The sequence below is a fragment of the Sinobaca qinghaiensis genome (assembly GCF_003610495.1).
GTDB lineage: Bacteria > Bacillota > Bacilli > Bacillales > Marinococcaceae > Sinobaca > Sinobaca qinghaiensis.
The window spans coordinates 64,792-88,419 of sequence record NZ_RAPK01000008.1; the positions used below are offsets into that span (position 1 = coordinate 64,792).

The 23,628-nt window shown below is 47.2% G+C and carries 21 protein-coding genes and 2 riboswitches; of the genes, 4 read left to right on the forward strand and 17 right to left on the reverse strand.

Features of this window, described 5'->3' with window-relative positions; all coding sequences use genetic code 11:
- Nucleotides 1-49: 49 nt before the first annotated feature.
- From ATL39_RS07685 to ATL39_RS07705, 5 genes are all read right to left on the reverse strand, one after another.
- Complete coding sequence (locus ATL39_RS07685; protein WP_120192740.1) at nt 50-1,045, reverse strand: aldo/keto reductase; 996 nt, start codon at nt 1,043-1,045, stop codon at nt 50-52.
- Between the two features lie 109 nt (nt 1,046-1,154).
- Nucleotides 1,155-2,093 (reverse strand): ArsA family ATPase, encoded by a 939-nt coding sequence (locus tag ATL39_RS07690; RefSeq protein ID WP_120192741.1) that lies wholly within the window; start codon nt 2,091-2,093, stop codon nt 1,155-1,157.
- Between the two features lie 31 nt (nt 2,094-2,124).
- Nucleotides 2,125-2,388: a cory-CC-star protein gene (locus ATL39_RS07695; RefSeq protein WP_120192742.1), complete on the reverse strand. Its 264-nt coding sequence runs from the start codon at nt 2,386-2,388 to the stop codon at nt 2,125-2,127.
- 17 nt (nt 2,389-2,405) lie between these two features.
- Entirely contained in the window at nt 2,406-4,151 is a 1,746-nt protein-coding gene (locus tag ATL39_RS07700) for a carbon starvation CstA family protein (protein ID WP_120192743.1), read from the reverse strand.
- Between the two features lie 116 nt (nt 4,152-4,267).
- On the reverse strand, nt 4,268-4,723 hold the full coding sequence (locus ATL39_RS07705; protein ID WP_120192744.1) for a hypothetical protein: 456 nt from the start codon (nt 4,721-4,723) through the stop codon (nt 4,268-4,270).
- 116 nt (nt 4,724-4,839) lie between these two features.
- A riboswitch (TPP riboswitch) is annotated at nt 4,840-4,939 on the forward strand.
- A gap of 53 nt (nt 4,940-4,992) precedes the next feature.
- Between ATL39_RS07705 and thiT the strand changes: the two genes are divergently transcribed.
- A complete protein-coding gene (gene thiT, locus ATL39_RS07710) occupies nt 4,993-5,547 on the forward strand; it encodes an energy-coupled thiamine transporter ThiT (protein WP_120192745.1) in 555 nt (184 codons plus the stop codon).
- A gap of 2 nt (nt 5,548-5,549) precedes the next feature.
- On the opposite strand, the gene ATL39_RS07715 is transcribed toward thiT, so the two are convergent.
- The 10 genes from ATL39_RS07715 to coaW form a co-directional block, all read right to left on the reverse strand.
- Nucleotides 5,550-6,266: a hypothetical protein gene (locus ATL39_RS07715; RefSeq protein WP_120192746.1), complete on the reverse strand. Its 717-nt coding sequence runs from the start codon at nt 6,264-6,266 to the stop codon at nt 5,550-5,552.
- A gap of 110 nt (nt 6,267-6,376) precedes the next feature.
- Nucleotides 6,377-6,700, reverse strand: a complete 324-nt coding sequence (gene nirD / locus ATL39_RS07720; RefSeq protein ID WP_120192747.1) for a nitrite reductase small subunit NirD — start codon at nt 6,698-6,700, stop codon at nt 6,377-6,379.
- 18 nt (nt 6,701-6,718) lie between these two features.
- Nucleotides 6,719-9,157 carry a nitrite reductase large subunit NirB gene (gene nirB / locus ATL39_RS07725; RefSeq protein ID WP_120192748.1) on the reverse strand — a complete coding sequence of 813 codons (2,439 nt, stop codon included), beginning with the start codon at nt 9,155-9,157 and terminating at the stop codon, nt 6,719-6,721.
- A 30-nt stretch (nt 9,158-9,187) separates the two neighbouring features.
- Nucleotides 9,188-10,324, reverse strand: a complete 1,137-nt coding sequence (gene cobA, locus ATL39_RS07730; protein WP_120192749.1) for a uroporphyrinogen-III C-methyltransferase — start codon at nt 10,322-10,324, stop codon at nt 9,188-9,190.
- A 164-nt stretch (nt 10,325-10,488) separates the two neighbouring features.
- Nucleotides 10,489-11,124, reverse strand: coding sequence for a thiamine phosphate synthase (gene thiE / locus ATL39_RS07735; RefSeq protein WP_120192750.1), 636 nt, complete (start codon nt 11,122-11,124; stop codon nt 10,489-10,491).
- The gene (thiM, locus tag ATL39_RS07740) at nt 11,117-11,950 is read right to left on the reverse strand and encodes a hydroxyethylthiazole kinase (RefSeq protein WP_425452990.1); all 834 of its coding nucleotides are present in this window, start codon (nt 11,948-11,950) and stop codon (nt 11,117-11,119) included. The genes thiE and thiM overlap by 8 nt, the downstream gene beginning before the upstream one ends.
- Nucleotides 11,951-11,980: 30 nt before the next feature.
- Nucleotides 11,981-12,778, reverse strand: coding sequence for a bifunctional hydroxymethylpyrimidine kinase/phosphomethylpyrimidine kinase (gene thiD / locus ATL39_RS07745; protein WP_120192752.1), 798 nt, complete (start codon nt 12,776-12,778; stop codon nt 11,981-11,983).
- A 124-nt stretch (nt 12,779-12,902) separates the two neighbouring features.
- A riboswitch (TPP riboswitch) is annotated at nt 12,903-13,002 on the reverse strand.
- Nucleotides 13,003-13,040: 38 nt separating this feature from the next.
- Entirely contained in the window at nt 13,041-16,172 is a 3,132-nt protein-coding gene (locus ATL39_RS07750; protein WP_120192753.1) for an efflux RND transporter permease subunit, read from the reverse strand.
- A gap of 375 nt (nt 16,173-16,547) precedes the next feature.
- On the reverse strand, nt 16,548-16,994 hold the full coding sequence (locus ATL39_RS07755; RefSeq protein WP_120192754.1) for a MarR family winged helix-turn-helix transcriptional regulator: 447 nt from the start codon (nt 16,992-16,994) through the stop codon (nt 16,548-16,550).
- Between the two features lie 25 nt (nt 16,995-17,019).
- On the reverse strand, nt 17,020-17,865 hold the full coding sequence (coaW, locus tag ATL39_RS07760) for a type II pantothenate kinase (protein WP_170146870.1): 846 nt from the start codon (nt 17,863-17,865) through the stop codon (nt 17,020-17,022).
- A gap of 196 nt (nt 17,866-18,061) precedes the next feature.
- On the opposite strand from coaW, the gene cls reads away from it, so the two are divergent.
- Nucleotides 18,062-19,525, forward strand: coding sequence for a cardiolipin synthase (gene cls, locus ATL39_RS07765; protein WP_120192756.1), 1,464 nt, complete (start codon nt 18,062-18,064; stop codon nt 19,523-19,525).
- 53 nt (nt 19,526-19,578) lie between these two features.
- On the opposite strand, the gene ATL39_RS07770 is transcribed toward cls, so the two are convergent.
- A complete protein-coding gene (locus ATL39_RS07770) occupies nt 19,579-20,727 on the reverse strand; it encodes a glycerate kinase (protein ID WP_120192757.1) in 1,149 nt (382 codons plus the stop codon).
- A gap of 136 nt (nt 20,728-20,863) precedes the next feature.
- Nucleotides 20,864-21,337: a hypothetical protein gene (locus ATL39_RS07775; protein WP_120192758.1), complete on the reverse strand. Its 474-nt coding sequence runs from the start codon at nt 21,335-21,337 to the stop codon at nt 20,864-20,866.
- 199 nt (nt 21,338-21,536) lie between these two features.
- Between ATL39_RS07775 and ATL39_RS07780 the strand changes: the two genes are divergently transcribed.
- Nucleotides 21,537-22,280 (forward strand): metal ABC transporter ATP-binding protein, encoded by a 744-nt coding sequence (locus tag ATL39_RS07780; RefSeq protein WP_120192759.1) that lies wholly within the window; start codon nt 21,537-21,539, stop codon nt 22,278-22,280.
- A gap of 16 nt (nt 22,281-22,296) precedes the next feature.
- On the forward strand, nt 22,297-23,610 hold the full coding sequence (locus ATL39_RS07785) for a metal ABC transporter permease (protein ID WP_170146871.1): 1,314 nt from the start codon (nt 22,297-22,299) through the stop codon (nt 23,608-23,610).
- Nucleotides 23,611-23,628 lie beyond the last annotated feature (18 nt).

A 23,628-nucleotide genomic window follows, 5' to 3' on the forward strand; every position in this document is an offset into this window, starting at 1 on the left:
ACAACATTTAATAAGCCTGTCTCAAAAAGAGACAGGCTTATACTTCAGCTTATTCTGATTTGGCGGGCGGAGCCATAAACTCCGGACCGATTGGCTCTTTAATATGCTTGCCGACGATTTCATTTACTGCCTGATGATCGGTGTCATCAAGTTTCCAGTCCATCGCTTCTTCTATCGCATCCAGCTGATCTGGTCTTCTGGCACCCCACAGGGCAATATCAGATCCGGGCTGGTCAAGTACCCAGCGGATTGCCAGATGAATTACATGCTTATTGTATTTATTCTGCACGTACTGATCGAGTTCGTTTACTGCGGCAATATAATTCGGCAGAGTGTCCTCCTGGAATTTTGGATCATTGTTACGCAGATCGTCTCCTTTGAACGTGCGGTCTGCCGACATTTTTCCGCTCAGCAGGCCGCGGCACAGGCTGCCGTATGAAAGGTTTGTAATGTCGTGTTTCCGGGTGTAGGGAAGAATATCTTCTTCAATGCCTCTTTCAAAAATATTATACGGCGGCTGAAGCACGTGTACGGGCGCCGTTTTCTGAAATTCGTCAATCTGCTCTGGTGTAAAGTTACTGAGACCGATTGCTCTTATCTTGCCTTCGTCAAACAGCCTTTTCATTACAGCAGCTGTCTCTTCCATATTTATCTCAGGGTCAGGCCAGTGTACATGGTAAATATCAATGTAATCGCTGCGGAGACGACGCAGGGAATCTTCTACTTCTTTTTGGATCCGGGCTTCTGATCCATCTCTGTACATACCGCCCTCTTCCGTCCAGTTCAGCCCAGCTTTGGTCGACAGCACAATATTATTTCTGCCGCCATACTGTTCGACCGCTTTTCCGACCAGTTCTTCCGATTCGCCTAATCCATAGGCAGGTGCTGTATCGATAAGAGAGATTCCTTTATCTAAAGCAGCGTGAATCGTTTTAATAGAATCTTCCTCATTCGTTCCTCCCCACATTTTGCCGCCGATAGCCCACGTGCCGAGACCAATGCGGGAAGCTTCTATGCCAGTATTCGCAATTTTAGTCGTTTCCATTTTTATAGAACCTCCTGGATAAATGAATTATCCTACACTCATTACCGTTTTTTCTTTCTTTTAAACAATTATGTCAGGGAAAAAAGCGCACCCGCGGGCACGCTTTTAATTAGTCAGGAACAACGGCATCCGCCATCGTTTTAATATCTTCAATTGAATGAATGTCCTCTTCCAGAAGTGGCAGGAACGTCTTCTGCTGGTTCGGAAAGGCTTCTTTAATCTGCTCGATGTAGGCAGCTTCCTGCGCCCTTCTTTTTTGTATAAAAGAACTGTTTCCAGCAGATTCCGGCATGCATTTATTAATCAGGACCGCCGGCACCGGCATATTCACCTGCTCTAATAGCTGCAGGGCGCGCTTTGTTTCCGCAATAGGAAGCTTTTCCGGCACAAGCACATACACACAGGCTGTCCGCTTTGGATCCATCAAAATGCGGCGGACCCGGGAAAAGCGGTCTTTTCGCTCCATTAATATCTGATAGATCGGATCTTCGACCGGCTCGCCGTCATTCATCCATTCTGAATAGTTATCATTGACTTTGCTTCTGCGCTTGAGCATTCCTTCCATCCAGGCTTCCATCATTTCCGGCAGCGACAGGAGCCGGACCGTATGACCAGTCGGCGCGGTATCAAATACGATTGTATCCACCGTCTCCTTTTCTTCCAGAATAATATGGATCAGCCTGTCGAACAAGGCGGACTCATCCGATCCCGGCGAGACGGCCGCCATGTCGATCTGTCTGTTTACCTCATCGGCCATTGAGGAGCGCACCACGCCTTTAAGGTTCTGCTTGACCCGTTCAATATAACGCCGCGCTTCTTTCTCCGGATCGATTTCCATTCCCCATAGATTATCTGCCAGCGCGGTTTTTTCATCGCCTATCGCCTGGTCAAACAAGTCGCTCAGGTTATGGGCAGGATCCGTAGAAACGAGCAGCGTACGGTATCCTGCCTTTGCAGAAGCAAAAGCGAAAGCAGAGGCGGAGGTGGATTTCCCTACGCCCCCCTTTCCTCCAAAAAACAAAATTTCTTTTTTAAATAAGGTTTTCATACGATCTCCTTCTTATCGTTACGTCCATCAATCAACAGCAGCGGATGCCGGTGAGTGGTGAATTTTCCATTCCCATCCGCTTATGCCAGTCATGAAAATTTTCCAGCATCTCCGGATATAATTCAAGCGTATAGTAAGAGACCGGGTTAGGCAGGCCGAGCAGTTCCGAAAAACAGAGCAGCATAAACAGATCCTCTTCGTCGCGGAGCTCTCTTTTTCGTTCTGCCTGATGAGGCAGGCTGATTACTTCTTCATAGTAAGCCAGCCACTGCTTTATGGTGTCCTGAAACCCCATGTATCATCCCTCCTCTTTTAATCCTGATCCGGCTCCGTGTTCGGCGGTTCCCTGCGGAACAGCATCACCGCTTCAAGCAGAATCCAGATAGTAAATCCTAAAATAATCGATCCCATCACAAACAATAAGATCTGCGCTTCGCCTCCGCCCATTCCGGACCATTGGAACACGACCTGGTTAATCATCGCCCAAAGCGTCATGAATAAGAGGAAAAGCATCGGCACAAAGGTGAAAAGGAAATTGCGTCCTTTGCGGCGCAGCCAGATGCTGATGAGCAGCAGGCTGATACCGGCGAGAAGCTGGTTGGATGTACCAAATAAAGGCCAGAGAAGGTAGCCGCCGGAACCAAATCCGCGGTCTCCTCCCGGAAGAAGAACAAGTGCCATGCTTCCTGCCACCGCAATAGAAGTAGCTACATGTTTTTTTGTAAGCGGCTTGACGTTGTATTCCTGGCCAAGCTCGGAAATAATATAGCGCATAAGCCGTACGGACGTATCAAGCGTTGTAGCGGCAAAGCTGACAACGATAACGGCCACAATCGTTTCTGCCGTTCCCGGCGGAAGCCCAAGACCGCCCGCAAGCTGTCCCGCGCCTCCGATAAAGTACGTCAGTCCATCTGCATTTGCTGTGTTATAGCTGTCATAGGCATTCAAAAATTCTGTCTGTGTCGCAAAAAAAGTACTTACTGCCAGAATCGTTACAAGGGCAAGTACGCCTTCTCCCACAGCTCCAAAGTAGCCGACAAAACGGGCATCTGTTTCTTTATTAAGCTGCTTTGACGTTGTGCCGGAAGAAACAAGGCCGTGAAAACCTGAAATCGCGCCGCAGGCTATCGTAATAAACAGCAGCGGAAACCAGGAAACATCAAGAACACTCCGCGTTACCGGAGCTGTCATTTCTGCTGCCGGCCAGGTGAAGAACAAACCAAGGTATAAAATAGCCAGGCCGACAACCAGCTGGTGGGAGTTAATGAAATCCCGGGGCTGAAGCAGCTTCCATACCGGAAGGACAGAAGCTATGTATACGTAAATCATTAGTATGGCGATCCATATCATAAAGGCAACGGAAATCGCGTCCAGTCCAGCGAACACCGTATTTCCTTCTCCTCCAAAATAGCCTACCAGATCAATCTGCAGAGCAGGAATGGCGCTTGCGGCAATAGCGGCGCCATACATAACAGCAAGTCCCACGAGGGAAGGAATCAGCATGCTCTTTCCCTTCCGGTTCACCGTATAACCAATCCAGATAGCAAGCGGAATTTGAATAAATACTGAAATAACGCTGGCCGGAAAGGTAATAAACAGGTTGGCAATAACCCAGGCAAACACGGCGTTTACCATTAACACCAGAATTAAAATAATGAACAAGAACAGCAGCTTGGCACGGCGGCCGATAATTTTCTCCGCCAGCGTTCCAATCGACTGCCCCTTGTTGCGGACCGACAGCACGAGCGTTCCGAAATCGTGTACGCCGGCTGCAAATACGGTACCAAGAATCACCCATAAAAATGCCGGAAGCCAGCCCCAGTAAACAGCAATAGCCGGTCCCACAATCGGTGCCGCTCCGGCTACAGAAGTAAAATGGTGGCCCCAGAGAACAAATTTATTGGTCGGTACAAAATCGACCCCGTCCCTGAATTCATGAGCCGGCGTGCGGAAATTCGGATCGAGCCGGTAAATTCGTTCTGCTATAAATTTTGAATAATAACGGTATCCTAAAGCAAATACGGTAAAACCAATGATGGCTAGTAATATAGCTGGCATTCTGCTCCCCCTTTTCTCTTTTCCCCTCCAAAGAAAGCGCTTTATTTAAGCGCTGTAAGGAAAGTATATAAGAAAAGTCAGAGAATTACGATAGTTAATAGCCATTCCATTGTTTATCAGCTTCCGAGCGTGCCTATAAACTGTACGGAAAGAAAAATAAGCAGCAAAAACAACGGCCCGAGAGCTGCCAGTAAATAAGAGGCCCCTTTGGATTTCACGACCTGGCTGCAGAAAAAGGAAATGGAAGAAGCCATGGTTACGCCGATAAAATAGCCTTCCAGATTATACGTAAAAATAATAAACAGCCCGTAAAGCAGCCCTACCGTTCCAAAAATAATAATACCCAGAATAGGATAGACAATCCCGTTTTCCAGAGGGCGCAGGAACCGAAGCAGAAACATACCGGCAAGCGACCCTATGTATGTATGGAAAACGAGCACCGCGGCAAGCAGTTCAAAATCGCTGATTTCTCCTAAGCTTACTATATAAAATATCAACATAAGCAGCGTTACCGTAGTGGAGAGACCGCTCCCTTTTAAATAGGCCAAAAGTAAATTGCCTGGTATGTTCATTCGTTTATTCCAGCCTTTCTCTAGTTGTTCTTCTGTTCCTTACCCTTCTTTATTTAGATTTATGCTTCTCCCTTGATTTTGCCGTCAGAATCCGTATGATAAGAATGGAATCAAATAAAAACCACTAGAGGTGTCGTTGGACTGAGAGAGGCAGGGCCTCAACTCTTGGAACCTGAACTGGGTGATGCCAGCGTAGGGAAGTGGCGAAAGCTCTATACATAATAGCAGCCTCGTCTTTCCTGTCTCTGTAGTTGGGAAAGGAGCAGTATATGAAACATCAAAGACTTGTCATTATGATCGAAATCTCGCTCATGGCTGCCTTATCCATTATTTTAAGCTACGTGCAGTTCGGCGCTTTATGGGCGATGGGAGGATCCATCTCCCTGATTATGATTCCGATTTTTGTTATTGCTTTCCGGCGCGGCTGGAAGGCCGGTGCCCTGACAGGTTTTATTGTAGGGCTTCTTCAGCTTTTTACCGGAGCAACGATCGTTCATCCGGTACAGCTTGTGCTCGAGTATCCGGTTGCTTATACGGTGCTTGGTACTGCCGGTTTGTTTGTTACCTCCCGTTCATTTGCAAAGGGAGTGCCTTATGTCTCTATTGTGATCGGCGTACTGGCCGCCGCTCTGCTGCGGTTTATCGACCATTTCGCATCAGGCGTAATCTGGTTTGGCGCCTACGCCGGCGACATGCCGGTCGTTCTGTACTCAGCTGTTTACAATGCATCCTACCTGATTCCCGAAGTACTGATTACGATCGTTATTATCGTGCTGCTTGCCAAGTATTCACCGGCCTTCTTCCGTGCCCCGAAAACATTGTAGACTTACCATTGAAAGAAATATTTCAACAGCGTTGCAATAAGTGCGTACCCTCCTGCAGAAATGAGAAATGTAGGAAGGTGCGCATTTTCTTCATTCGGCATCTCCTTATTTAATACGTTCATCAGCATCGCGCCTGAAATAAAGGCAAATACGACAGCCAGGCCGATTGAAGAATATGGTACGAGTATACCGACAAGCCAACCAGCCAGTATGCCTGCAGCCAGAATATACCGCGCCACTTTCTCATAGCGCTCTTTATCTTCGCGCCAGAGGTCGTGCGATACTGCCATAAAATGAAGCCCTACGGCCATTGCGTAGAAAACGCCCTGGATCGTCTCCACATCGGAAGCAAACACAATGTAGGAGATCATCATATTATATAGAGTAAAAAAGCCAACCTGTATGTAAAAAAACAATGCCTGTCCGTCCCGTCTGCCTTTTTTCTGCTGGGCATCCGCTGTTTTAAATACGGTGTAGAAAACCATCAGCCCTACAAGGCCTAGTATGTAAAGTTCTGATTCCATCGCAAGTTCTCCGCTGAATGCCTCCTGCTCTTCATGCAGCGAGGGAAGCACGTAAACAAATATATAAGATACAGCAATACCTCCTGAAAAAGAAAGCCAGCGAAAGCTTCGGATTCTCGGGCCTTTTACAAATATATTGGCAAATATCTGTACGGCAATAAAAAACAGCCCTATTAAAACTACATCCAACGTCATGACTATTCTCCCTTTCTTTCCTTTCTGCTGGTATAATCCGCAGAAAAAATCCCTTACCCCCAACTATATCAGCCAGGGTAAGGGATTCGCCATTTTTTTGGGCTTTTCTTTTATATTTGAATATACACGCTGCTGCCTTCCACCTGCACAGAATAGGAATGGGTGCAGCCCACATCGGGTGCCTGGGCTTTTCCATCTACTGTGCTTATTTTCCAGTCATGAAGCGGGCAGAATACATAGTCTCCGCTGACAATTCCCTGGGAAAGGGGGCCGCCTTTATGGGGGCAGCTGTTGCGGATTGCCCTGATTTTATCTGAGTTCGTTTTAAAAAAGGCAATTGATTCTCCATTAACAAATATTTCTTTAGGGATGCCTTTGGTAAATTCTTCTACGTCCGCTACATATACCGCTGTTGTTTCGGTTGTTTCAGCCATGGCCCCGCTCCTTTTTGTTTATTGAAGAACTTCTACTTTTTTCTGCTCAAACAGCTCTTCCCGCTTCTTCTCATTGCTCGTAATCGACTTCCACGGATCTTCCGGAAGAGCTTCCAACGCTGTATCCATGCGCGCAATCAGTGCTTTGCGCTCTTCTTTATTATCTAAAATAACGGATTTTACATGCTCCAGGCCTACGCGCCCGATCCAATGCGACGTTCTTTCCAGATATCTGGCGTTTTCCCGGTAGTACTGCAGGTAGGCGCTGATCGTATCGATTACTTCTTCGGTTGTCTGCACTTTCGTAAGCAGCTCGCCGCCCTTTAAATCCACGCCGCCGTTGCCGCCTGCATACAGCTCCCAGGCACCTTCCACCCCGACAATTCCCAGGTCTTTAATTCCGGACTCCGCGCAGTTTCTCGGGCAGGCCGATACTGCCATTTTTACTTTATGCGGAGTGTTAAGCCGGTCGTATTTCTTTTCAATGGCGATGCCCAGGCCGATCGAGTCCTGGGTGCCGAAACGGCAGAAATCTTCTCCTACGCATGTTTTCACTGTGCGAAGCGATTTGGCATAGGCGTAACCGGAAGGCATATTCAAGTCTTCCCAGACTGAGGGCAGATCCGCCTTTGGAATACCCAGCATATCAATCCGCTGCCCGCCGGTTAATTTCAGCAGGGGCACATCGTACTTGTCGGCCACCTCTGCAATTTTCCGGAGCTGATCCGGATTGGTTACCCCTCCGTACATTCTTGGCACGACCGAATAAGTACCGTCGTTTTGAATGTTAGCGTGCATTCTTTCGTTTACAAAACGGGACGAGGGGTCATCTTCATATTCTTTTGGATGGGCTACGCCTAAATAGTAATTGATCGCCGGCCGGCATTTGGAACAGCCTTCCGATGTTTTCCAGTGGAGTACATTCATGACTTCTCTCGTCAGCGTAAGCTGTTTGGTCCTGATCTCTTCCCCGACTTCTTCGTGCGTAAGGTCGGTACAGCCGCACATTGGCTCTTCCTGCAGACCTTCTCCTGCCTCATCTCCGAGCGTGTGGGCGAGCAGGTCGGCTACAAGCGGCTTGCACCCTCCACATGACCGGGCGGCATTTGTATGCTTTTTTACTTCTTCCACTGAGGTTAATCCATCTTTTTGAATGGCTTCCACAATATCGCCTTTACAGACCCCGTTACAGCCGCAGATGGTTTCGAACGGCTCCATTGCAGCAGTCAGGCTTCCTGCTTCTCCGCCTTCCTGTTCCGAGGGAAGAATAATGGTTTTCCCAAGGCCGGTAATGTCCTGGCCTTTTTTCATCATTTCAAGCAGTCTCGGCGAATCCGCGGTCTCTCCGTAGAGAACCGCTCCTACTACGCGGTTGTCACGTACGACCACTTTTTTGTATATGCCTTCAAATTCATCGTGCACGCGGATTGCTTTCGTATCCTCTTCATCCTGAAATGTGCCCGCAGAAAACACATCCACACCGGATACCTTCAGCTGCGTATACGTGAGCGACCCCTGATAACCGGTGCCGGTACGCGCTTTTGCACAGATTCGTTCAGCCAGCACCTTTCCCTGCTCATAAAGTGGAGCCACCAGGCCGTAGGCAATACCGTTGTGCTCGGCGCATTCGCCTACCGCATATATGTCTTTAACGCTTGTTTCCATATGATCATTAACGAGAATAGCACGATTTGTATCGATCCCTGAAGCCCCTGCTAATACGGCGTTAGGTCGGATACCGACGGCCATGACGACCAGATCGGCTTCCAGCGTGGAACCATCTTTAAATTTCAGTCCCTCCACCCGTTTTTTTCCCAGTATCTTTTCTGTGTCTTTCGCCATATGAAACCGCATGCCCTGTGCTTCCAAATCATTCTTGAGCATTCGGGATGCCGGCTCATCAAGCTGGCGCTCCATCAGATAGCTGCTGTTATGTACGACTTCAGTTTCCATATCCAGATTCAACAGGCCGCGGGCTGCTTCCAGACCAAGCAGTCCTCCTCCAATAACGACCGCTCTTCTATATTTTTTAGAGGCACTGATCATTTCTTCTGTGTCTTTAATATCCCGGAAGGCAATGACCCCTTCTTTATCTGCACCAGGTAAAGGCAGCATAAACGCATTGGACCCCGTTGCAATAATTAAATGGTCATACGGACATTCACGGCCCTGTCTGCTCCGTACAACTTTTTTCTTTTTATCAATTTCCTCCGCTTCATCTCCTGCATAAAGGGTAATATTCTTTTCTTCATACCAGTCATAGTCGTTCAAAATAATTTCATTGATGTCGCTGTCTCCCTGCAGCACTTTGGAGAGCAGAATACGATTATAATTTGGGTACGGTTCTTTTCCGAAAATGGTAATAGTAAAGCGATTCGGTTCTTTTTTTAGAATTTCCTCAATCGTTCGAATACCGGCCATTCCGTTCCCTATTAAGACAATATTCTCTTTACGCATGCTGTACGACACTCCTTTGAATGATATAACTCAGATGATTTCGGCTAGAGCAGGCTTATCAGCAGACAATGAAATCCATTTTTCAAAACTTCCAGCTTCCGGGAGACAGGTTACATACTGTGCTCCTGCCTGCTTTAACGAATCAGCGGCGCTTCTGGAACAGCAGTAGAAAGTAAGTTTATCTTCTATTAAGTCTCCCGGAAGAGATTCTAGACAGTCAGCGGCGGAAGCCAGGTCCGGCACGATGATATGAGACGCATGGCCGACCATGGTTAAATGGCTGAAAGCCGTTTTTTCCCGGTTTCCCCATTTGCGGCTCCCTGTATACACTTCCGCTCCCAGGCTTTCCCATTCCTTTTGAAATTTTTCTGTTTCCGGAGTGGCATGATGAATAATGCATCCTTCTCCAGTTAGCGGCCCCTTCTCTATCCACTGCAGCTTGTGATGAAGTACAGCTACTTCTCCTACAATAATGATGGAAGGGTTTGCCATTTTTTGATCCGCCGCTTTTCTTTCGATATCAGCAAGCGTTCCTATTATTTCCCGCTGTCTGCCGCAGGTCCCCCATTCAACGACAAGCACCGGGGTACCTTCGTTTTTTCCATGGCTGATCAGTTCAGAAGCGATGAAAGGAAGGTTTTTCATTCCCATATAAAAGACGATCGTTTCCATTCCTTTTGCGAGGCCTGCCCAGTCTGCCTCCGGCTTCCCGGACTTCTCTTTGCTGTGCCCTGTCACAATAGCAAGGGACCTGGCATGGTCCCGATGCGTAAGCGGCACTCCTGCATAGAGCGAAGCAGCGCTGGCAGCAGTTACACCCGGAATCATTTCATAGGCAACTTTATGACTGCGGAGCATTTCCGCCTCTTCCCCAACTCTTCCGAATATACCCGGATCGCCGCCCTTCAGCCGGACGACCCTTTTTCCCTTCTTTGCCTGAATCAGCAGCTCTGTTTGAATATCCTGCTGCCGCAGCGTATGCTCGCACGGTTTTTTTCCACAGTAGATAAATTTCGCTTCCGGATCAGCTTCCAAAAGCAGGGCGGGATGGACCAGCCTGTCAAATACCACAACGTCAGCCCGCTGAAGAGCTTTCAATCCCTTGATTGTCAACAGCTCCGGATCTCCCGGACCGGCTCCTACAAAACAAACGACACCTGGTTTCATTTCGTTTCACTCCTGCTTTTCTTTATAATTATGTATTGTATAGAAAGAAGCTGGGAATTTCTGCAACAGCGAAAGATAATCTAACACACTTTATTATGCATATTAAATACATATTAAATAACAGATAAAACCCGCTCCTTAAAAGAAGCGGGTTGAAGTCGTGATTATTTTTGAGCCAGCTGCCTAAGACGTTGTGCTGCCTCTTTCGGATCTATTGCCCGGCTGATAGCAGAAATCAGCGATACCCCGTCAGCTCCAGCCCTCATGATGCTTTTCACATTTTTCTCTGTAATGCCGCCGATGCCTACAATCGGAAGGGTAATACCAAATTTCCGTAAGTCCTGTATGCCTTCCGGACCGATAGGCTCATCGGCATCGTCCTTTGATGTAGTGGCGTACATAGGTCCTGTTCCAATATAATCGGCCTCGTCCTGTACAGCCTTTTCGGCTTCCTTCAGTGTTTTTGCCGACACGCCTACGATCATATGGGCCGGTAGTTTCTTTTTCACACTAGAAGCCGGCTCGTCCCCCTGGCCGATGTGAACGCCATCCGCCCCGATCTGTACAGCAAGATCGACATCATCGTTTACAATAAACGGAATGCTGTGGCTTCGGCATACAGCAAGCAGTTCACGAGCCAGCTCTTCTTTTTGTTCTACCGTTTTTGAAGCCGGTCCTTTTTCACGGAACTGAAAGCAGGTAATCCCGCCCGCGACCGCCTGCTTGAGTACTTCAGCAGGGTCTTTATCCGTATCCTGGCTGCCCATAATAAAATAAAGCAGCAGTGTTTCTTTATTCATAAGTGCCTTTCAACGCTTCTTTTTTAAGTGTCAGCTGCTGCCTGATATCCATATCCCCTACATGGTACAGGGCGTTCAGCAGCTCTACCTGAAACGTGCCGGGTCCTCTCATCGAAGCAAACCCACCGGCTTTTTCAGCCGCTACTCCGTAGTAGCCGAGCGCCGCGGCTGCGCCGTATGCCACATCGTCCGTGACCGTAAGAAAAGAACCGATCAGGGAGCTTAGCAGGCAGCCGGATCCGGTCACTCTTGTCATCATCGAATGGCCATTATGGATGCGGTACATATCTTTTCCATCCGTAATCGCATCAACCGCTCCGGTAACCACGACAGGAAGCTTCAGTGCCTGGTAAGCACGTTCTGCCGTTTCTGCTGTTCCTGACTGGGAGGAGCCTGAATCGACTCCGCGCGTGCTGCTTTCAAGTCCTGCGACAGCGGCAATTTCTCCTGCATTACCGCGGATGAGGGATATATCTATTTCTTTTAGAAGCCGGCGCGCTGTATCCGTGCGGTAGGCTGTAGCACCAGCCCCTACCGGATCCAGCACGACCGGAATGCCTTTTTTATTTGCCGCCGCTCCAGCAAGAAGCATTGACTCCACCTGTAATTGGTTCAGCGTTCCAATATTAAGCACAAGCGCATCTGCGGCAGCCGCCATATCTGCCGCTTCTTCTTTTGCATTCGCCATCACAGGCGATGCACCGGCCGCTAAAAGGCCGTTTGCCGTAAAGTTTGTTACGACTACGTTTGTAATGTTATGAATAAGAGGCTTTGCCGCCCGCATTTCATGCAGAACTTTGTATACTTTTTTTCCTTCAGAATGCATCATGTTCTCTTTCCCTCCAGGTCATTTCATTTATTTCTCTAAAAACCGTCCCCAGTGATTAACCGGTCCACTGCCGTGTCCAATATTGAGCGGGTGGCTGATCGCTTTTGTAATAAATTCCTTAGCCAGCTCACATGATTTGATGACGGGAATGCCTTTTGCCCGATTGGCAGCAATAGCCGCAGAAAATGTACATCCCGTCCCGTGCGTATGCTTTGTATCAAATCGATCCGCTGTCAGATGAATAAACTCTTTCTTATAATATAACACATCAATGGCCGTATCTTTGGCGTGGCCCCCCTTTACAACGGCAGCCCCGGCTCCCATCTCATCGACCAGCAGACGGGCTGCTTTTTCGGCCTCTTTTATCGTGGATACGTTTACTCCGGTAAGCTTTTCGGCTTCTTCCATATTAGGAGTCACGACTTCTGCTATAGGCAGCAGCCGGTTAATCATCAGCTCTGTCGTTTCTTTATCCATTAACGAATCACCGCTCGTCGCGACCATCACCGGGTCTACAATGATCGGCAGGTTTTCTCGTTCCAGCCGGTCCGTAATGCTTTCAATCATGGAAGGCAGAGCGATCATCCCGGTTTTTACCGCCTGGGGCCGGATATCTTCGAGTACTGCTTCCAGCTGTTTTAGAATGGCTTCATTTTCCATATGCCAAACGTCTTTGACCCCTACGGTATTCTGCGCAACGACGCTTGTAATAACCGCCATTCCATAAGCCCCGACCTCCTGGAATGTCTTTAAGTCGGCATGAATGCCTGCGCCTCCAGTAGGGTCTGTTCCCGCTATCGATAATACTTTTGGTATTTCCGCCATGATTTGTTCCTCCGTTTTTAGGTGTACTCACCACATCCGGGACAGCTTTTACTTTTCTGCTCTTCCCATATAAAAAAGCCGCCCCTTGAAAGGAGCGGCTTTTGCTGACTATGCCAGCCTGATAAAAACGCACGCTCCACTTTCCTACGCTGGCTTTACCCAGATCAGGTTCAGAGGGACAAAGGAATTTCCTTATCTCAGCATATGCGCCCCTAGTGGTTGTCTTTATTTCATGTTACGGGAGAGAAAGCTTTATTGTCAATTAATCATTTGTTTCTCCCTGCTTCTGACGCTTTTTTTCGCGTTTTTGTTCTTTTTTTGCCTTTCTTTCTTCTTTTCTCATTTTACGGAAATTTTTATCCATAAAGCTGTACAGTACTGGAATAACAAACAACGTCAGGAAAGTACTGCTGACCAGCCCGCCGATAACGGCAATACCCATCGGCTGCTGAATTTCCGCTCCTTCCCCGATGCCGAGTGATAAAGGAACGACGCCAAGAATTGTTGTCACAGCTGTCATAAGAATCGGACGGGTTCTCTGTTTAACAGATTCCACAATAGCTTCTTTGGAAGCCATGCCTTTTTCTTTCTGCTGATTAATATAGTCCACCAGTACAATCGCATTGTTCACAACAATACCAGCCAGAACGATAAGCCCGATAAAGACGGTAACGCTTAAAGGAGTCTGCGTGATGGCCAGCGCAATGCTTACTCCTATGACAACGAGCGGTACGCTGAACATAACGATAAATGGATATTTGAAGGATTCAAACTGGCCGGCCATTACTAAATAAATAAACAGCAGTCCCAGAATAAAAGCAAATATCATGCTGTCAAGCGCATCATCCAGCAGTTCCTGCTCTCCAGAATAGGCTAGAGAGGTACTGTCTGCCATATCATTGCTTTCATATATATCTGTTACTAAATTAGATGCCTCATTCAATGTGGTATTCGAACTGTAGGCGGCTGTTATTTCCACGCTGCGCTGCTGATCATCACGGTTAATAACTGCCGGACCGCTTCCTTCTTCAATCGCAGCCACCTCGCCAAGTTCAATATATTCCCCTTCCTGGTTGGCAATGAGCAGCGTTTCTAAATCTTCTGCTGTTTCCAGTTCTCCGGTTTCATATTGAACCACCACATCGTACGTCGTGCTCCCCGGTGTCTGGATCGTCGTTGCGGTCTGGCCGCGGGTTGCATTATCCACGCTCTCTGCGATCTGGGCGGCAGCCAGACCATTGTCTCGTGCATTTTCTTCATCTACAGAAATCTGCAGTTCCGGAGCTGTATCTTCATCTGATGTCGATATTTCCCGGATATCTTCCGACTCCCTCAGCTCTGAGATCATATACTCTTTAGACTCTTCTAGTGTATTTACATTCTGATCGCTGATCGTAAAGACAACCGTATTTGCTTCCCCTCCGCCTATAGCGGTCTGGCTGGATAAAGAAATGTCGGCATCCGGCTCTACGTCGATGACTTCATCTTCTATCTGTTCAATAAAGTCGATGGTACTTGCTTCTCTGTCTTCCATAGGCTGCATGGTGACCATCACCTGCGCTTCATTGGAACCTGATGGCCCTCCTGAGGCGGCACCACCGTCACCGGAAGAGCCGATCATTGTTAAATAGCTGTCTACAGCACCCTCTTCATTTAGGATAGCTTCAATATCCTCAGTAATAGCAGTCGTTGTTTCCAAATTGGTGCCGTATTCTGTTTCCACATCGATCGAGAAAAATCCCTGATCGCTTGCAGGAAGAAAGTTAACGCCTGTCGCAGCCAGGCCGGCACCGCCCGCAATAAGAAATAATAAGGTAATAAACAGCGTAAGAAAACGATGCTTCAGCGACCATTTGCTTGCTCTTTCCAGACGCTTCATATACCGCGAGTTCTGTCTTTTTTCTTCTATATCTTCTTTAGGGGCTTTCAGGATGCGGCTCGCCATCATAGGTACAACGGTAACAGCCACAAACAAGGAAGCAATTAAGCTGAAGGACACCGCCAGTGCAAACTCGGTGAAAATGTTTCCAACAATACCGGATACAAAGATAATCGGCAGAAAAACGGAAACGGTCGTCAGCGTCGATGCCGTAATGGCACCCCCAACTTCTTTTGTTCCTTCTGAGGCCGCCTTCCTCGGCGTTTTTCCCATCGACAAATGCCGGTAAATATTCTCAATAACAACAATGGCGTTGTCGACCAGCATTCCAATGCCAAGCGCAAGTCCGCCGAGAGTCATTAAGTTCAGTCCGACATCCGTAAAGTATAAAAATCCAAACGTCACGATAACGGAAAATGGTATCGCCACTCCAATAATCAGCGGAGTCTTTAAGTTACGAAGAAAGAAAAACAGCACAAGCATCGCGAACACACCGCCGGTAATAAGGGCTGTAGTCACGCTGTTGATCGACTGCTGGATGTAGTCCCCTTCATCGTAGAATGTTGTGAAATTCAGGCTGCTGTACTGATCTTCTTCGAGCAGCGTATCGAGTTCACTGTTGAATGCTTCTGATACCGTTGCCGCATTTGCATCCGTTTCCTTCATTAAGTTAAGCTGCATAGCCGGCTCTTGGTTTGTTCTTGTTATAGCATTTCTTTCTTCAGGAGCAAGAGCTACTTCCGCCACATCCGACAAAAACAGCTCATCTCCTGTTTGAGGATCAATGGTCACAAACAGTTCTTCTAAGTCTTCCTGAGCCTCTATTTCCTTTAGGACTCTTGTGGTGAGGGTTCTTTCACCTGATTCCACCGTCCCTCCCGGAAGCGACACGTTGTTGGACTGAATCACATTAACGATGTCTTCCTGGGTAATCTGGTATTCTTCAAGCTGCGCCTGATCCAGGTTAATTTCATACCGTTCCGTCACCCGGCCCGATTCATCAACGTTGGCTACCCCTTCCACACGTTCCAGTTCTGTGCGGATAGAAGCCAGGTCATCCTGAAAGTCTATTACTTCCATATCATCAGAAGTGACAGCGATCTGCGCCATGCCAAACATGGAAGGATCAAATTTCAGAAAAGAAGGATCTGTGGCATCATCCGGAAGCGGGGCATCCCCCATCGAGCTGATAACGTCCTGCTCTACATCATCAATCGCCGTCTCCCAGGAGAACTCCAGAAGGATTAAAGCAGAGCCTTCTTCAGACGTCGAGGTAATATTATTCAGGCCGGGAAGCGTGGATAGCTGCTCCTCAAGCGGAATCGTCACACTTTCCTCCACTTCTTCCGGACTCGCACCGGGGTAGCTTGTTACAACAGCTGCCACTGGAGGGTCAATTTCCGGAAAAAGCTGGAGAGGCAGGTTGGTTAATGATACCGCTCCCAGTAAAATAAAAAGGATCATTCCTACAATAGTCAGTTTCGGCCTGCGGATGGATAAATCAGTAATTTTCACGTAAACTGTTCCTCCTCTTACCCCTGTACCCTTTTCAGCGCTTCATTGTGACACTTCCCAGTGCCTCAGACTGCCGGGCAGAAGCATTTTATACCGTGTGCTTCAGTTTTTATATGTGTATTATTATTCTGCCGGTTAACGAATGGAATAGTTGTTGTATGTAAGAATATAAATAGTTAAGCAGCTTAACTATTTAATAAACTAAAGCAACCACAGCATAGAGTCAATGAATCCCTCTCCATTTCACAAAGAATTCATTTTATTAATACTTTCATGCAAAAAGAGCAGCGAATGCTGCTCAGTCTGTTAAAAAATCAAAATACATATTTTATACAAAAACCTGTAAAAAAAGGAGGCTTTCCGCAGGAACGGTTCTTACTCTTCGGTTTCTTTTATCAGCTTATCCAGTTTTTTTAATGTCTGGTCGATTTGTTCAATTTCTTCTTTTTTCAATTGGCTGATGTAATCCTGAATAATCGATTCTTCAAAAAGCCGGAATTCCTCCTGCAGCCGTTCTCCCTGGGGACCTAACTTAATAATCATTTCCCGGCGGTTTTCCTCATTAATGAGCCGTATCAGAAGCTCTTCTTTTTCAAGGCGGTTCAATGCCTGGCTGACCGCGCTCTTCGAAATGTTTAAATAATAGGCCAGGTTTGAAATAGAGACGTTCTCATCCTGGACAAGCCTCATCATCATTGCTTCCTGCCTTGTGGTCAGCTGAAGTTTTTGAAGCAGCGGAAGCTTCGGCTGCAGGTTTCTTGAAATGCTTTCTAGTGACTTTATCGTACTGTGCAGTATTTCTTTATATTCTTCATATGCCATTTGCTTCTCACCCCTGGCTGCTGCGTTACCGCAGTACCGCTTTTTTCAATCCTTTGTTCAGCAGAGCGCCAATCGCCCCGCTGAATTCTCCATTTTCCAGAAAATAAGCCTTTTTCCCACGAAGCTCCGTGTACTGGGTCATAATGGACTGCAGTGTATTGTGATTGGAAAAGGTAGTTCCTATATAAATAACAGCGTCCGTCCCTATCCGGTCAGCTGCCTGTACGCTCATCGTCGTAATGGTTTCACCGATCATCCTTACAACGGTCGCGATATAGTCTTCTTTATTATGGGTACCCTGCTTCATTTGAGCAAGATCTCCGAAGTTGCTTGCGGTCAAGTCCCCGGAAATGGGCGGGGGTTCATGAGAATAAATATCCCCGACCGTAACGTTTAACTTTCTGCCGTCTCCCTGCTCTCCAAGAGTCAGAATTCTGTCGAATTCATCTTCCCCCGTTAACAAATAGGATAAGCCGAGCAGCGTGCCTCCACCCATTCCACTTCCCCCGATCCGCTCATAGGAGTCCTGGTCAACCATATGAATAGACGTTCCGGTCCCGACATTAGCTACGATAAAACGATCTCCTGTTTTATTAATCAAACCGCTTCTTTCCAGCTGCCATTTGACTCCTTCACAGGTGGCTTCAAATTCATTAATTTTCTTTGCGGCAAAAGGCAGTTCTTTCATTAGCGCCCCCGCCTTTCCCCCCGTTACCTGCACGTACGGATCATCAAAGGTTTCTTTAAACCAGTCGTGCAGTTCGTGGAATTTCGATGTGGCGATTTTTTTGTATCCCCAGTCGTTCCCTTTCGCGTACACAATTTTGGAAAGAGTGCCCCCTCCATCGATTCCTATATATTGATCACTCATGTATTCAGCTTCTCCTCTCCCTGCAACGGCGGTCGTTAAAACAACGGCTCTGTATCTTTTTATCGTATAATTCATTATAAGTGGTATACCTTGTTTTTGCATGGGATTATTCTTTATTTACAGAGATTATCTTTCTCTGTCTTTCTCTAAATTATGCTAAAATGTGGAAGGAGATCTACGGAGGTGACACAACTGCATGACGATAGGCGAAGTGTTTTCTATTATATTAAGTATTTTATTTGTATTAAACATCGTATTTGCAGGAATTATCATATTTTTGGAACGCAGGGACGCCACGTCAACCTGGGCCTGGGTTATGGTGCTGTTTTTTATTCCATTTCTGGGATTTATCCTTTACCTTATTTTCGGACAGAACCTGACAAGGCGCCGGTTATTTGACTGGGAAGACATTAAGAAAATCGGCATTGAGGATTTAATCCGAGCACAAATTGCCGCACTTCGGGAAGAACGGTTCCACTTTATTGATCCATCGGTCCGCGAGCACCGCGATCTTATTTTTATGCAGCTCGTCAATAACGATTCCGTACTCACCCAGGAAAATGAAGTAGATATATTCATTGACGGCGGAAAGAAATTCGAAGCGCTGATGAAAGATATCGAAGCGGCGGAAGATCATATTCATTTTCAATATTACATTCTTCGCGACGATAAGCTCGGTACAAGAATTATTAAAGCTTTAACCAAAAAAGCTGAAGAGGGTGTAAAAGTCCGGATTTTGTATGATGAAATGGGCTCGCGGTCTATTTCTAAAAAGTCATTCCGTGCCTTTCATGCCGCGGGGGGAGAAACAAGCATCTTTTTCCCGAGGCGCATTCCCTTCATCAACCTGCGGCTTAACTACCGGAATCACCGGAAAATCGTTATTATTGACGGGAAAATCGGCTATACCGGGGGCTTTAATGTCGGCGATGAATATTTGGGACTTGATCCCAAGTTCGGATACTGGCGCGATACCCACCTGCGGATGCTCGGTGACGCAGTAAAAGCCCTGCAGACGCGTTTTATTCTGGACTGGAATCAGGCAAGTCCCGATAAAAGGGATATTCATTATCAGGAAGGGCTGTTTCCTGCGGTCGACCCTCATGCCGGCAACACGGCCGTACAGATCGTTTCGAGCGGTCCGGATTCCCAATGGGAACAAATTAAAAATGGGTATATCAAAATGATTTTAATGGCTAAAGAATCGATCTATATTCAAACTCCGTATTTCATTCCGGACCAGAGCCTGATGGACGCCCTGCGGATTGCCGCTTTATCAGGCGTGGATGTACGTATTATGATTCCCAACAAGCCGGACCATCCGTTTGTATACTGGGCAACCTATTCCCATATTGGAACCATCCTCGAAGCAGGAGCCGAAGTCTATATTTATGATAATGGATTTATTCATGCCAAAACGATTGTCGTTGATGGAAAAGTCAGCTCGGTCGGCACCGCGAATATTGATAACCGCAGCTTTGCCCTGAATTTTGAAGTAAATGCATTCATTTATCATCATCCATTCAGCCAGCGGATGGCTCTTATTTTTGAAGAAGATATGAAGCAGTCCACTCGTTTCACCCTTAATAATTACCAAAAACGTTCGCTGTGGATCCGCTTTAAAGAAGCCATTGCCCATCTTCTTTCTCCTATTTTATAAAAAAATCCATCATAAAAAGCCGCTCCTGAAAAAGGGGCGGCTTTTTGTTACATTTATTTTCCACTGGATGCTTTCCACATAAGAGCAAGGCTTCTTGAAATCTTTTCTGCATACTCCGGCCCGTTCTTCAGTGCTGTTTGAAGGTCATGCGGACCAGGCACCATGCTGAATGCTGCGGTAATACCATGCTCATAGACTGCTTCGTACCCTTCGCCAAGCTGGCCGCAGACAGCGAGAACAACGGCGTTTTTGTTAACGGAATGTGCTGCTTTTGCCACGCCTACAGGTGTTTTTCCATAAACGGTCTGGCTGTCCATTTTTCCTTCCCCGGTAACGACAAGGTCCGCTCCTTTTACCCGTTCATAGAAATTTGTTTCCTTCAGTACTATATCGATTCCGGATTCAAGCGATGCGCCAAGGCACCCTATTAGTCCGGCGCCCATGCCGCCTGCGGCTCCTGCTCCTTCTATGTGTGCAATATCTGCATTAAGATCCCGCTTCATGACGTCAGCAAAAACGCCCAGAGCCTCATCCAGCGTTTTCACCATATCCGGGGTCGCACCTTTTTGAGGACCATACACAGCACTGGCTCCATTCTCCCCTGTTAATGGATTTTTCACATCGCAGGCGACCGATATACTTACCTGCTTCAGCCTGTCATCCAATCCGGATAAATGAATGGAGTGCAGGCCGGCAAGCGCTGCGCCTCCCGCTGCAACTTCCTGGTTTTCATTATCCAGCAGCCGGCCGCCCAGTGCCTGTATCATCCCGGCCCCTCCATCATTTGTGGCACTTCCGCCAATACCAATAATGATTTTTTCCACGCCTTTTCCAAGAGCATCCTGAATCAGCTCTCCGGTCCCGTAAGAGGTGGCTGTTAGCGGGTTTCTCTCCTGCTCATCAACCAGTCCGATGCCAGATGCTTCCGCCATTTCCAGAACAGCAGTCCTGCCGTCTTTTGAGACCGCATATTCAGCAGTAACTTTCTCTCCGTTTGGTGACGTTACTTCTATTTGATGCATAGAGGCTTCGAGTGCTTCAGAAAGAGACGTAGTTGTGCCTTCTCCACCATCTGCCATAGGTATCACATCAACAGAAGCCTCTTCTCCAAATATGTCTTTCCAGCCTTTTTTCATACTTTCTGCTGCTTCCAATGCTGTCATGCTTTCTTTAAATGAATCGGGTGCAATGACTATTTTCATATTTGGAGCCTCCTGTGTCTGCCGCTTTTTGGACCTGCGCGGGTTTCTCTATTATTGTAACCGGTAACAATTAAACCGTCATTAGCTTTGTATACAAAAAAACCAATCATGCACCGGTTCACATGATTGGCTGCTTTTATACTTTGTATAACTCTGATTCATGACGCTTGAGCACTTCTTCAAATAAATATTTCTTTTCCGGGAGAGGCAGCATACAAAACTCCTGCTTGAGCCCTCTGTCTTTTCCAAAACCAAGAATCGACTGGCAGAACCCACAGGTATTGCTCTTGTGTATAACCGGATTTTCATTGGGAAACCAGTCCTGCTTTTCTTCTATATAGTATCCATGAATGGAATATTTCGTTCCGTCCTGCAGCGTAATATTCATGTGAAGCATATCGCCGCTTTTCCAATTGCCGTCTTCGGCGTAGTCTCTCACAAGCATATCCGTCTGCCATTCTATATCGGAGTCGGTAATCGTTAAAAAAGCAGGTAAGTCTTCATCTCTTAACTCCTTCCAGCTGGACGTTTCCTGACCAGTTTCCCGTAAATACGCTAAATGTTCCTTATACCGGGACAAGTATAGATGAATTGGCTTTTTTTGACTCATACCCTTCCTCCTTTTGAAATTCCTATTTTTCTGGATAGGATGCATGTGCACATCTTTATTTTCTCACATTATCAACCGCTTCGCCACTACGGACTTCTTTCATTTGACGGGCAGATGTTTTTAGTCTATTCTTTCCCTAAGGAAACTTTATGTCTCGAGACTAAATATCGGACTATTCACTATATAAGGAGGGACCGTCATGTCAGAGGCTGTCCGCGTAGAAAATATTACTGCGGCTTACCGTAAAGAACCAGTGCTTCGAAATGTAAGCTTTGCGCTTCCGCAGGGCCGGTTAATTGGAATTGTAGGACCGAATGGCGCAGGTAAATCCACGCTTTTAAAAGCGGTTCTTGAACTAATCCCCAAATCAAGCGGCAATGTTGAAATACTGGGAAGCAGCGTACGCTCTCAAAAGAAAAATATTGGTTATGTTCCCCAGCGCGGCAACGTGGACTGGGATTTCCCAACCAACGCTCTTGATGTGGTAATGATGGGTCGTTATGCCCAGATAGGCTGGCTGAAACGCCCTTCCAAAAAAGATAAAGCTTTAGCAGTAGAGGCCCTGGAGCGTGTAGGGATGAAAGAATATGCGGACCGGCAGATCAGCCAGCTCTCCGGAGGCCAGCAGCAGCGGGTTTTTCTGGCAAGAGCGCTTATTCAGGATGCCCAGGTGTACTTCATGGATGAACCTTTTGCCGGGGTGGATGCTACTACGGAACGGGCTATTATAGACCTGTTAAAAGAATTAAAAGAAAAAGGAAAAACCGTTATTGTTGTCCATCACGACCTGCAGACCGTAACCGAATACTTTGACTGGGTTCTCTTATTGAACCAGCGGTTAATCGCATGCGGACCGGTAGAACAGACTTTCACTTCTGAACTGCTTCAGAAAACATATGGAGGCCGCTTGTCTTTTATTCAACAGGAAAACCTTAAGATATAAGAAAGGAGACCGTCTCATGCAGGAATGGCTGCAATTTTTATCCAGCCCGAATCTTCAGTGGGTAATGGCCGGGGCTGCGCTTCTTGGCCTGGCAAGCGGAGTAGTGGGAAGTTTCGTGCTTCTCCGCAAAGAGAGCCTGGTAGGCGACGCAATGGCTCACGCTGCGCTTCCCGGCATCTGTCTTGGATTCTTGGTGTTTGGACGGGAAACACTTGCTTTAATGGGAGGCGCCGCCCTCACCGGCCTCCTCGCTGTCTATGCCATACGTGCCGTTCATTCACAAAGTAAAATAAAGCAGGATGCTGCAATAGGTATTGTGCTCTCTGTCTTTTTTGGATTCGGTATTGTCTTGTTAACGATGATCACGAACGGAAGCTACAGCCAAAGCAGCGGAATCGACGAATTTATTTTCGGCCAGGCTGCTTCTCTCGTTGGAGCGGATGTACAGATTTTGATTGCAAGTGCGCTTGTTCTTCTTATTCTCTCTTTTCTCTTTTTTAAAGAGTTGAAGCTTCTGATTTTTGATCCTTTGTTTGCCGGAGGCATTGGGCTGCCAATACGCTTTCTGAATGCGCTTCTCAGCTCTATGGTAGTTCTTGTTGTCATCACAGGCATTCAGACCGTAGGAGTCATTTTAATGGCGGCTCTGCTGATCACACCGGCCGTCACCGCCCGGTACTGGACCGATCGTCTTGGTGTAATGGCTGTTCTTTCCGGACTGATTGGAGGCCTGTCCGGTGCCGTTGGGGCTTTGCTGAGCTCAACGATAAGCGGACTTCCTACCGGACCGGTAATTGTCGTAACCGCCACGGCCTTCTTTTTGATTTCGTTTCTGTTCGCTCCGCAGCGGGGCATTTTGTTTCGAATGATGGAAACCAGAAAAAACACGCAGTTTGTACTAAATAATTTTCTTTTGGACACTATGTATGAAAAGCTCGAAAAACGTTATGCAGCCGGCCAGTACAGCGCTCTTTTTTCCCGCAGGGAACTCGAGGAGCAGACGCGCCTTCCCCGAAACGGTCTTGAAAAAACCATTCAGGCCCTGCAGAAACAAGGCCTTCTTACACAGACAGATGGAAAATATGTGCTGACCGGAACAGGGCTCGCCTACGCCTACGACTCTTCTCTGCTCCGCCGGATTCAGGACATTCATCTTACGCATGAAGCTGAACTTGGTTCCTGGAAAGAAGCTTCGGCAAATGGTGATCTTCGGAAGCCCCGGGACTATCTAATGAACGAGCGTATCCATTCCCTGCTCACCGCTGAACAAAAACTGCCGGTTTCTCTTGCTATTAAACAGTCGTCTATTGAATACGCCGATCAGGCCTAGTATATAAAAGGAGGGACA

Coding starts and splice junctions, on each gene's coding strand:
- thiM (WP_425452990.1), bottom strand. CDS start 11,950: ATGCATTCTGAAGGAAAAAAAGTATACAAAGTTCTGCATGAAATGCGG.
- ATL39_RS07700 (WP_120192743.1), bottom strand. CDS start 4,151: ATGCCAGCTATATTACTAGCCATCATTGGTTTTACCGTATTTGCTTTA.
- ATL39_RS07715 (WP_120192746.1), bottom strand. CDS start 6,266: ATGACGTTGGATGTAGTTTTAATAGGGCTGTTTTTTATTGCCGTACAG.
- thiT (WP_120192745.1), top strand. CDS start 4,993: ATGAAACATCAAAGACTTGTCATTATGATCGAAATCTCGCTCATGGCT.
- nirB (WP_120192748.1), bottom strand. CDS start 9,157: ATGCGTAAAGAGAATATTGTCTTAATAGGGAACGGAATGGCCGGTATT.
- coaW (WP_170146870.1), bottom strand. CDS start 17,865: ATGAGTGATCAATATATAGGAATCGATGGAGGGGGCACTCTTTCCAAA.
- cls (WP_120192756.1), top strand. CDS start 18,062: ATGACGATAGGCGAAGTGTTTTCTATTATATTAAGTATTTTATTTGTA.
- thiE (WP_120192750.1), bottom strand. CDS start 11,124: ATGAATAAAGAAACACTGCTGCTTTATTTTATTATGGGCAGCCAGGAT.
- ATL39_RS07690 (WP_120192741.1), bottom strand. CDS start 2,093: ATGAAAACCTTATTTAAAAAAGAAATTTTGTTTTTTGGAGGAAAGGGG.
- thiD (WP_120192752.1), bottom strand. CDS start 12,778: ATGGCGGAAATACCAAAAGTATTATCGATAGCGGGAACAGACCCTACT.
- ATL39_RS07695 (WP_120192742.1), bottom strand. CDS start 2,388: ATGGGGTTTCAGGACACCATAAAGCAGTGGCTGGCTTACTATGAAGAA.
- nirD (WP_120192747.1), bottom strand. CDS start 6,700: ATGGCTGAAACAACCGAAACAACAGCGGTATATGTAGCGGACGTAGAA.
- ATL39_RS07755 (WP_120192754.1), bottom strand. CDS start 16,994: ATGGCATATGAAGAATATAAAGAAATACTGCACAGTACGATAAAGTCA.
- ATL39_RS07770 (WP_120192757.1), bottom strand. CDS start 20,727: ATGAAAATAGTCATTGCACCCGATTCATTTAAAGAAAGCATGACAGCA.
- ATL39_RS07705 (WP_120192744.1), bottom strand. CDS start 4,723: ATGAACATACCAGGCAATTTACTTTTGGCCTATTTAAAAGGGAGCGGT.
- ATL39_RS07775 (WP_120192758.1), bottom strand. CDS start 21,337: ATGAGTCAAAAAAAGCCAATTCATCTATACTTGTCCCGGTATAAGGAA.
- ATL39_RS07685 (WP_120192740.1), bottom strand. CDS start 1,045: ATGGAAACGACTAAAATTGCGAATACTGGCATAGAAGCTTCCCGCATT.
- cobA (WP_120192749.1), bottom strand. CDS start 10,324: ATGAAACCAGGTGTCGTTTGTTTTGTAGGAGCCGGTCCGGGAGATCCG.
- ATL39_RS07785 (WP_170146871.1), top strand. CDS start 22,297: ATGCAGGAATGGCTGCAATTTTTATCCAGCCCGAATCTTCAGTGGGTA.
- ATL39_RS07780 (WP_120192759.1), top strand. CDS start 21,537: ATGTCAGAGGCTGTCCGCGTAGAAAATATTACTGCGGCTTACCGTAAA.